Annotated in this window: 9 protein-coding genes; 7 read left to right on the top strand and 2 right to left on the bottom strand. The window is 60.7% G+C overall.

Translation table 11 applies throughout. The features are described 5' to 3' along the window. The 7 genes from EN943_RS30825 to EN943_RS30795 form a co-directional block, all read left to right on the top strand. A partial coding sequence (locus EN943_RS30825) for an SDR family NAD(P)-dependent oxidoreductase (protein WP_164778465.1) occupies positions 1–738 on the top strand: 738 nt, incomplete at its 5' end. A 224-nt stretch (positions 739–962) separates the two neighbouring features. Then, the gene (locus tag EN943_RS30820; protein ID WP_127415847.1) at positions 963–2,264 is read left to right on the top strand and encodes an aminotransferase class III-fold pyridoxal phosphate-dependent enzyme; all 1,302 of its coding nucleotides are present in this window, start codon (positions 963–965) and stop codon (positions 2,262–2,264) included. Positions 2,265–2,323: 59 nt separating this feature from the next. Beyond that, entirely contained in the window at positions 2,324–2,638 is a 315-nt protein-coding gene (locus EN943_RS30815) for a RidA family protein (protein ID WP_245476040.1), read from the top strand. A 38-nt stretch (positions 2,639–2,676) separates the two neighbouring features. After that, on the top strand, positions 2,677–3,747 hold the full coding sequence (locus EN943_RS30810; protein WP_127415845.1) for an ABC transporter substrate-binding protein: 1,071 nt from the start codon (positions 2,677–2,679) through the stop codon (positions 3,745–3,747). 59 nt (positions 3,748–3,806) lie between these two features. Next, complete coding sequence (locus EN943_RS30805) at positions 3,807–4,931, top strand: ABC transporter ATP-binding protein (protein ID WP_127415844.1); 1,125 nt, start codon at positions 3,807–3,809, stop codon at positions 4,929–4,931. Positions 4,932–4,994: 63 nt separating this feature from the next. Next, entirely contained in the window at positions 4,995–6,737 is a 1,743-nt protein-coding gene (locus tag EN943_RS30800; protein WP_127415843.1) for an iron ABC transporter permease, read from the top strand. A gap of 38 nt (positions 6,738–6,775) precedes the next feature. Beyond that, a complete protein-coding gene (locus tag EN943_RS30795; protein ID WP_127415842.1) occupies positions 6,776–7,843 on the top strand; it encodes an alkene reductase in 1,068 nt (355 codons plus the stop codon). Between the two features lie 541 nt (positions 7,844–8,384). Here EN943_RS30795 and EN943_RS30790 read toward each other — a convergent pair. Both EN943_RS30790 and EN943_RS30785 read right to left on the bottom strand, forming a co-directional pair. Continuing rightward, complete coding sequence (locus tag EN943_RS30790) at positions 8,385–8,570, bottom strand: hypothetical protein (RefSeq protein WP_127415841.1); 186 nt, start codon at positions 8,568–8,570, stop codon at positions 8,385–8,387. Between the two features lie 670 nt (positions 8,571–9,240). Beyond that, the coding region (locus EN943_RS30785) for a porin (protein ID WP_206522840.1) at positions 9,241–9,497 on the bottom strand (257 nt) is incomplete at its 5' end.

The raw sequence follows: 9,497 nt of genomic DNA, 5'->3' as shown, positions 1-9,497 counted from the left end.
CGCCTTTTCGTACGTGGCGGGGGACGCTGCGTCATCGTCGACATGAACGCCGGCAGCGGCGAGCAGGTCGTCCAGTCGCTGCCGGCCGGCTCGGCGATCGTCGTGCACACGGATGTGTCGGACGAAAGCCAGGTGGCAAATGTCCGTGCTCGGGCGTTGGACGCATTCGGTCGCATCGACATTCTGGTCAATGCGGCTGGTATCAGCTCCTATTTCGGTCCGGCCCTTGTCGAGGACACCACGCTGTCCGACTGGAACCGGATGATCTCGATCAACCTGACCGGTACCTTCCTGATGTCCAAGCATGTGTTGGTCGATATGAAGCGGCAACGCTACGGACGCATCGTCAACATCGCCTCCACGGCCGTGCTCGGCGCGGGTTACCGGGGACAGGCGCCCTATGCGGCCAGCAAGGCGGGCGTGGTCGGCCTAATGCGCGCGTTGGCGCGCGAAGGCGGGCCGTTCGGCATTACATGCAACGGCGTCGGTCCAGGGCCCACAAAAACGCCGACACGGTCGCTACTCGTGGAAAAAGAGCAGGACTTCATCGAGACAGTTCCTGTCGGCTTCCTCGGCGAAGCAGACGACATCGCAAACCCAGTAGTGTTCTTGTGCTCGCAGGAGGCGCGCTTCGTCACCGGCCAACTGGTCTATGTCGATGGCGGAGTTTCCATCCCATGGAACATTGACCACATTATTCCACCCCCGCAGACGCCTTCGGCGCGGGAGCACCCATAGCCCCGCCGGTCGCACCGCCGACTGCCGAATCCAGCCGCTGGCGCACCACGGCCGCGCAGCCGGCAACATAGGTAAAGGCCGGAAACCAGCAGCAGAACCGCAGATCAACGCAACTCAAGGATATTGACGGCATCTCAATAAAGTCCTACTGCAAGCCGGGAGGTTCGGCAGTGGCATGCTCCGGTGGAGCGAAGCGAGAGGCTGGCGAGCAGGGAGAGACAGGCATGGACAACCAAACGACACCAGAGCCAACGCACAGCATCATTCCCGGTAACGATCTCGGGGGCTACGCCTATCCCGACGATGTGAGCTTCGTCGCCGCGCGGGGCACCGGTTCGCATCTCATTGCCAGGGACGGGCGCGATTTCGTCGACTACGTTCTGGGCTCGGGGCCAATGGTCATAGGGCACGCGCATCCGCGCGTGGTGGAAGCAGTCGCGCGGCAGGCGGCCCTGGGAACGCATTTCTACATCCTCAACGAGCGAGCCCTGGAACTGGCGGCGAAGATCAATGGGCATGTGCCTTGCGCGGAGGCGGTTCGGTTCACAGCGTCCGGAACGGAGGCTACGGCCTATGCGATGCGCTTCGCCCGTTCATTCACTGGCCGCACGAAGATTCTGAAGTTCGAGGGCGCCTATCACGGCAACCACGACTACGCCCAGGTCGGCCGCGTCGCGAAACTCGGCCATAATAGTCTGTCACACACCGATTCCGCCGGCGTTCCTGCCTCCATCGCCGACACGATCGTCGTCGGGGAGTTCAATGATTTGGAAATGGCGCGGCAGCTAGCGGCCGACAACAGCGCGGATCTGGCGGCGATCCTCGTGGAACCGGTGCAGCGCGCGATCCCGCCGCAGCCCGGCTTCCTAAAGGGGCTCCGCGAGATCGCCGACCAGACCGGCGCGCTGCTGATCTTCGATGAAATGGTGACGGGTTTCCGGATGGAGATGGGCGGTGCACAGCAGGCCTATGGCGTGACGCCGGACCTGTGCACGCTGGGCAAGGTGATCGGCGGCGGCCTGCCGCTGGCCGCAATCGCCGGGCGCCGCGACGTACTTGAGCTGACGGTCAGCAACCTGCCCCAAGACGAGCGCGCCATCTGGTTCAGCGGTACACTGAACGGCAATCCGCTGTCGTGCGCGGCCGGCATCGCCACACTCGAAGTGCTGGAGGACGAGGACGGCCCGCGCAAGTTGGAAGCCTCCGGTCGGCTGCTGGCCGACGGGCTGACGGAAATCGCCCGCTCGCTGTCGATCCCGTTCCAGATGATCGGCCATCCCGCCTTTGCGGAGCCGGTGTTCTCGGAAACCGAGATCCGCAACGCCCGCGACCTTGCCGCGACGAACCGAGCGGCGATTGTGCAGCTGTCGCTCGAGATGATGCGTCGCAACGTCCACGTGATGGGCGGCGGCAAGTGGCATCTTTCGACCGTCCACAGCAGCCTGGATCTCGACTTCACTATGGAAGCTGCCCGCAGTGCGATGAAGGCCGTCCGTGACGGCGGCTATCTAGAGGCCCGGAGCTGAGTTCCGGCGAACATTGGAGAGACACCATGCAAGTTGAGCATATCCAGGCAGGCGAATTCATGAGCCAAGCCATCGGCTACGGGAACATGGTGTTCGTAGCAGGCCTCACCGCAGACGAACCGGGACTTGATGTTGGCGCCCAGACCCGGCAGATCCTGGCGAAGATCAGCGCTCTCCTGGCCGAGGTCGAAGCCGACAATACCAAGATACTCAGCGCCCAGATTTGGATGCGGGACGTCGGGTTCTGGAAACAGATGAACGACGAGTGGACCAAGTGGCTGGGCGGGGCAAAGCCTCCGGTCAGAGCGACCGTTCAGGCCGCCATGGTGCTGGAAGGATACGACGTCGAGATCATGGTGACGGCGGCGCGGTAGGCACGCCGGCTTGTTCGATTTAACAATGGGAGGAAGACATGAAACTATCATCGATCCTGTTCGGATTGGCCACCTTGCTGGTGGCAGAAAACGCCGTTGCACAATCCGCGCCGACATTTGACCAGATCGTCGAAGGCGCAAAAAAAGAAGGCAAGCTTACCGCATGGGTTCTTACTCCCGCCAAGCCCGAAACGACGAAGGCCCTCATCGATGCCTTCAACAAGCGGTTTGGCCTCGACACCCAGCTTGAGTGGGTGCCGAATTCGCCGGTGACGTCGAACACGCGCGTCATCGCAGAAGCCGCAGGCGGAAACGTCACCGTAGACATCGTCGGTGGCGGCAACGAGGAGGAAGTCAATGTCGCGCTGAAAGCCGGCATCATGAAGCCATATCCCTGGTTGGAGGTTTTTGGCGCCCAGTTTCCAGCGCTGAAGACGCTGGAAGACAAAACGTTCCCTGACTTCAAGGGTGTAGCGATTCCATATTACCAGGCCGTCTGGGGTGTCGGCTGGAATCCCAATCTCATCGCCGATGCTGATGTTCCGGAAAAATATACCGATTTTGCCGATCCCAAATGGAGCGGCAAGTTCGGCCACAACTCGTTCTTCCTGTCGCCGCAGCCTATGCTGACCAACGTGCTAGGATATGATGGCACGATCGCGCTTGCCAAGTCGATTATAGATAATCACCCGGTTTATTCGCGCGGGTCTGCAGCAGCTAGCCAGGACGTCTCGAACGGCGTGGTGCCTTTCGGGATTTTCCTCTACAATCACGCCGAACAGGCCAAGAGGGCCAATCAGCCAGTCAAGTTCAAGCTGTTCGCCGACTACATCCCAGCCGCGTATGGACACCTGTTCGTACCTGATGCAGCGCCGCACCCGAACACAGCACGGCTTTTTACGGCCTGGTTCGCAGCCGAAGGCTACAAGATTGCCGCTGAGTATGAGCCGATTTCCAGCCCGGCGGATACGGAAGGCCCGTTGTCCAAGCTGATGGAGGAACGTATCGCTCATGGCGCCAAGCGCACCGCGTTCAAGACGGATCAGGACTTGGAAGCCAGCGCCAAGGCTCGCGCCGAAATCACCCTGATGCTGAGCGGCCAGAAGTAGATCAGTCCGGCGGGACCACTATCATCGCCCCGCCCATCTGCCGGAATATGAGGTTTCCCATGCTGTCCGTTCGCAACCTGACCAAGAAGTACGGCACTGTGCAGGCGGTCCAGCCGATCAGTTTTGAAGTCCAGCAAGGTGATTTCTTCACCTTGCTGGGACCGAGCGGCTGCGGCAAAACGACGACGTTGCAATGCATTGCTGGCCTTGAAACGCCGTCATCGGGGGAAATCCTGGTAGACGGCAAGGTCATCTATTCCGGCGCCCAGAACGTTCTGGTGCCGGCGAATAAGCGCAGGCTTGGGATGGTGTTCCAGTCCTATGCGATCTGGCCGCACATGTCGGTGTTCGAAAACGTCGCGTTCCCGTTGCTTCATGGAAACGTGACAGTCGCCAGACAGGACGTGCGCCCCAAGGTGATGAAGGCGCTTTCGCTGGTGAAGCTCAGCGACTATGCCGACCGTCCCTCGCCGCATCTGAGCGGTGGTCAGCAGCAGCGCATTGCCTTGGCGCGTGCCCTTGTGCACGAGCCGCGGCTGCTGCTCTTGGACGAGCCGCTGTCTAACCTTGACGAAAAGCTGCGCGAGTCGATGCGCAGCGAACTGCGCTTGCTTGTAAAGAGCCTGGGCATCACGACGATCTTTGTCACGCACGACCAGACCGAAGCGCTGTCCATGTCCGACGGCATCGCCTTGATGCGCGACGGACAGATTGTGCAGATGGGTTCGCCCCGCGACATCTACCTTCATCCGACGACTTCCTTTTCCGCCGACTTCATGGGGCGCAGCAACCTCATTTCCGGCGTAGTCGGAAACGATTCCAGCTGCATCGACACGGAGGTCGGAAAAATCCGTTGCGAGGTGCCGGCGCGCTTCAAGAATGACGACCGCGTCTATCTCGTGGTGCGACCGCGCGCCATCACCGTCCATCGCCTGCCATGTGCAAGCGCGGAATCGGGCAACAGCCGAACCGGCACGATCCGGCAGCTACATTTCCTCGGCGACACGGTCGAGGCGGAAATCGCCGTCGGCTCCTGCGAGGTCAGAGTCTATATCGATCCATTCGTCGACGTGAAGGTGGACGATCAGGTGCGCGTCGACTTCCCATCCGACCGTTGTGTGGTCGTGAGCCAGGACGGATTCCGTCCGGCGCGCGGCATGCGCGAAATCCCTGTGGCCGCCTGACGGCTGGGCGTAGCGGTCTTCTCAAGATGCCGCAAAGCAACCGTCAAAAAAGCGAGAATTGACATGACGATTGGCGTGCAAGCCACACCTCTGGAACTGGGCGATGGAGCCGGTCGTGGGTTTTCAGTCCAGACAATCACGCGTCGGATTTTGATCCTTCTCGTCTTCCTGCTGGTGTGTGGGCCGCTCAGCGTTTTGCTGCTGACCTCCCTCAGCCCGCCCGGAACCTTGACCTATCAGGGTCTGAGCTTTTCCACGGCAAACTACGAAAGCATCTTCTCGCAGGTCGGCACCGCGCGTCTGCTGTTCAACACCTTCGTGTATGCGGCTTGCAGCGTTATCGTCGGCGTCGCGCTGGCCGGTGTGCTGGCATGGCTGACGGAACGCACCGACTTGCCGGGGCGCACCATCATACGCATCCTGATGTTTTCCTGGATGGCAATCCCGCCGCTGGTCTTTGGCTACGGCTGGATCCTGCTCATCAATCCTGGCAACGGCGTCATCAACGTCGCGCTCCGCAGCCTGTTCGGTGCCGGCGTTCCGACGATCACACCGTATTCTTTCATAGCGATGATCCTTATCAGCGGGCTGAGCCTGGTGCCCACCGGCTTCGTCATGATCAGCGGACTGCTGCGCAACATGGATCCCGTGCTCGAGGACGCGGCCAAGGTGCTTGGTGCGGGGCGACGCAGCATAGCGCGGCGCGTCACGCTGCCGCTGTTGAGCCCTGGTCTGTTCTCGATCGGGATATTCCTCACCATGGCGATGGTGCAAACCTTCGACCTGCCGCTCATCCTCGGCATGACTGCGCAAATTCCAGTGCTGAGCACGCGTATCTTCCTGCTTGCCTCGCCTGACAGCGGGGTGCCCAACTACGGCCTGGCGAGTGCCTTCGGCATCTTTCTGCTGTGTTTCGCGGTTCTATTGATGATGTCATATTTTCGCGCGACCAGGGCGAGCGAGCGGTTCCGCACCGTGTCGGGAAAGGGTTTCAGGCCTAAGAAGGCGAAGCTCGGCGCGCAGAAGATCCCCGCCGTCATTGCCGTATCGGTTTATTTCGCCATCATGCTGATGCCGCTGCTGATCGTGCTCTGGACGAGCCTGTTTCCGTTCTACCGGGTGCCGACCTTATCGGATCTCGGGCAGGCCAGCCTCGACGCCTACCGCAATGTGCTGTCCGACTCGATGGTCATACGCGCGATTTCAAACACCGTCGTGGTGGTGCTGGTGAGTGCGACACTGGTGGTGACGCTGTCATGCCTGATTAGCTGGTTTTCCGTCCGCTCCAAGGGCGTCGGCGGCCGGCTGCTCGATATCATGGCTTTCAGCCCCATGGCAGTTCCGGCGATCGTCATGGCCATCGCCTTCCTGCTGGTCTTCCTGGGAACGCCGCTTTACGGCACCATCTGGGTGCTGGTGATCGGCTACATGACGATCTACCTGGCCTTCGGCACGCGCACGTTGAACGGCGCGCTGATCCAGATCCATAGGGAGTTGGAGGATGCCGCGACCGTGCATGGCGCCTCTTGGGGCGCCGGGCTCAGGCTGATCGTGTTTCCCATCATCTGGCCGCACCTCCTCAACACCTGGCTGTGGGTGGTGGCGCACAGCGCACGCGACTTGACGTTCCCGCTGATCCTGCTGACATCGACGAATGTCGTCGTCTCCTCGTCGATCTATCTGATCTGGGAACAGCCCAATCAGCCGCAGGCCGCCTCGCTCTCGATGATGATGGTCGGCGCCTTGCTCGCGCTTGTTATTCCAATCCAGATTTACATCACCAGGAAGCTGGACCGCTTCGGTTGATCGCCGAGACCCGCGTCGCTTTCCTTAGGAGTAAGTCAATGCCTAGTTTGTTTGATCCCATAAAAATGGGCGCGTTCGACTTGCCGAACCGAATTATCATGTCGCCGATGACGCGGGCGCGTTCGGATGAGGCCCGTGTTCCCAACGACATGATGGTGGAGTACTACGTCCAGCGCGCGTCGGCCGGGCTGATCATCACCGAAGGCGTCGCCATTAGCCCGATGGCCGTAGGCTATGCAAACACGCCGGGCATCTGGACTGCCGAGCAGGTAGACGGATGGAAGCACGTCACGCATGCGGTACACGCCGCCGGCGGAAGGATCATGCTGCAGCTCTGGCATGTCGGCCGTATTTCGGACCCCATGTTCCTGGGCGGCGAACTGCCGGTAGCGCCGAGCGCGGTCCGTCCCGCCGGCTTCGTCAGCCTGGTACGACCGCAACGGCCCTTCGTTGTGCCGCGAGCGCTGGCGATTGAAGAGTTGCCCGGCATCGTCGAGGAGTTTCGGCTGGCGGCCGAGAACGCGCAACGGGCCGGCTTTGATGGCGTGCAACTGCACGGCGCGAACGGTTATCTGCTCGACCAGTTCCTGCAGGACAGCACCAACAAGCGGGACGACGCCTATGGCGGGTCGATTGCCAACCGCGCCCGCCTTATGCTCGAAGTGACCGATGCCGTCACGTCCGTGTGGGGCGCCGATAGGGTCGCAATGCATCTCAACCTGCGCTGCAACGCGCAGGACATGGGCGATTCCGATCCCCTCGGCCTGTTCACGCATGTGGCCCGCGCGCTTTCCAGCCGCAGCCTGGCGTTCGTGATAGGGCGCGAGTCGCTGGCCGAGCCGCGCATTGCACCGGCGATCAGGGAAGCCTACCATGGAATTTTCGTGGCGAACGAGGGCTTTACCCAAGAGACCGGCGAAGCTGTTCTCGCCAGCGGGGAAGCAGACGCTGTCGCGTATGGGCAGCCTTTCATCGCCAATCCGGATCTCATCGAACGGTTCCGGTGCAGGGCGGAATTGAACCCGCTCGACCGCCCGACTTTCCAGGTCGGAGGCGCCAAAGGTTATGTGGATTATCCGAAGCTAGGGATTGCCTCCGGGCATTGACGCCGAAGGTCCAACGGCAGACCGATCGGTCAACGTATCAACGCCCTAGGCGCTCGGGTGGATCGGCGCGCCATTCCGGCCGGCACCGGCCACTTCATTGGCTGATCGTCAATGCGCCTCCCGCACGTATTCCGTTTCCGGTCCGCGTAGGTCGGGCAAACCCTGTATGACCGTCAGTGCCGAGGTCGGCTGCATGTAGACCTGATGCCGATCGCAACCGGATGGCGGTTGAGAAGCGCTACATCCAGAACCACCCGATCGGATGGGTCGACCGGGTTCATGCGATCCTTCTCATAGATTTGCTGCCCCATCACCAACCCACCATCCGCTTCATAATGGCGCACAACCCGCATCCCAGGAGCCCCGGCACCGCATGACAAACACCTCGGCCGACCCCTAGAACCAGGGACGATGGGCCCCCTCAGGCGCTTAGTTCGTCGAGCCCAAGCGCTTGGCTTCATCGACACCCTGATATCAGGGGCGGCCCATGACGTGCCTCACTTGATAATACCTCCGAGGACACTGCCGGTTCCGCTGCCAGTCAGCGCGGGGTGTCCAGTGTCACGGTGAGGGACTTGAACTTCCAGCCGGTGGCTCTCTTCACAATGACGTCGTGATACACGCCGCTGGTCTGGAACGAAAAGCCGTCGGGCGTGACGACGACGTAGAAGGCTATACTGCTCCTAGCATGGACAATCGTTGCCAAGGTGCCGTCGCGCTCCAGCAAGAATATTACTGACGATGTGGCGCGGCAGTGCGTCCGCCTTGACCGTCTTCCCTCAACTTAGAATCCTTGCTGACGGGCTGCCGTTTAGGAGAACCCGCGTCGTAACACTCGGCTCGCGCCGAACAGAGAGGAGTCTTAGGTAGCTATTCGCTGTACCGGCGCTCCAGCGCGTTGGCAATTCGCTCAATTCTGAGATCACGGCTCAAGCGTCGAATAAAGGCCGAGTTATTTTGCCATTTTCGACGACCTGAACAATCCATTGCTTTTCAACATCTTTCAATCGAACGTCATTCGTTTCTCCGGCAACTAGCTTTGTCTTCCATTTCCCCAATCAAGAACGAGGAATGACAGTGGAAGTCCCGCTGTACCGCTCTGTAGGCAACGACATCCGCCAACGTGATATTCAAATCCAGATGTCTGACAACGGGTCGTCGCTAACGTTGCCAATCCCGCTGATTCAGTCTGAATGCTCTGCGCTCTAGAATGAAGGGCGCCTTGGTCAGGGGCGCCCTTCGCATCGGCGGCACGCTTCGATCCGGGGAGTGCGGACCTTCGCATTCTGGGAGGAGCCGCCGATGAGTGCTGTTTGGTATTCCGCTTCGCCAATGCTGGCGGGATCAGCGAAGCCTGGTGTCCGCAACGGCAATGCAAGCCTCGTGCGGCCGATCCGCTAAAACGACCGCTGGAAACGAAGAACGCCGCCGATGCTGCTTTTCTTATCGGCGCCGGTCCAGTTGCTGAAATCGGCCGCCCCGTACTTGCCTGCGTTGAGGTAGTCGACTTCGGCCGTGATCGTGAAACCGGGTACGATCGTATAGGCGACATTCGCCGCGATGCCGAGATTTTTGCCCTGGTCATAGGAAATCTGGGTATTGAAGGAGGTTTTGTCGTTGAACTTATAGGTGCCGCCGCCCCAGATCGCCCAAT

The organism is Mesorhizobium sp. M7A.F.Ca.US.006.01.1.1, assembly GCF_003997935.1.
Taxonomy (GTDB): domain Bacteria; phylum Pseudomonadota; class Alphaproteobacteria; order Rhizobiales; family Rhizobiaceae; genus Mesorhizobium.
The sequence above is the reverse complement of the archived record's forward strand: the minus strand, read 5'-3'. Positions and strand labels throughout refer to the sequence as shown.

Coding starts and splice junctions, on each gene's coding strand:
- EN943_RS30820 (WP_127415847.1), top strand. CDS start 963: ATGGACAACCAAACGACACCAGAGCCAACGCACAGCATCATTCCCGGT.
- EN943_RS30815 (WP_245476040.1), top strand. CDS start 2,324: ATGAGCCAAGCCATCGGCTACGGGAACATGGTGTTCGTAGCAGGCCTC.
- EN943_RS30810 (WP_127415845.1), top strand. CDS start 2,677: ATGAAACTATCATCGATCCTGTTCGGATTGGCCACCTTGCTGGTGGCA.
- EN943_RS30805 (WP_127415844.1), top strand. CDS start 3,807: ATGCTGTCCGTTCGCAACCTGACCAAGAAGTACGGCACTGTGCAGGCG.
- EN943_RS30800 (WP_127415843.1), top strand. CDS start 4,995: ATGACGATTGGCGTGCAAGCCACACCTCTGGAACTGGGCGATGGAGCC.
- EN943_RS30795 (WP_127415842.1), top strand. CDS start 6,776: ATGCCTAGTTTGTTTGATCCCATAAAAATGGGCGCGTTCGACTTGCCG.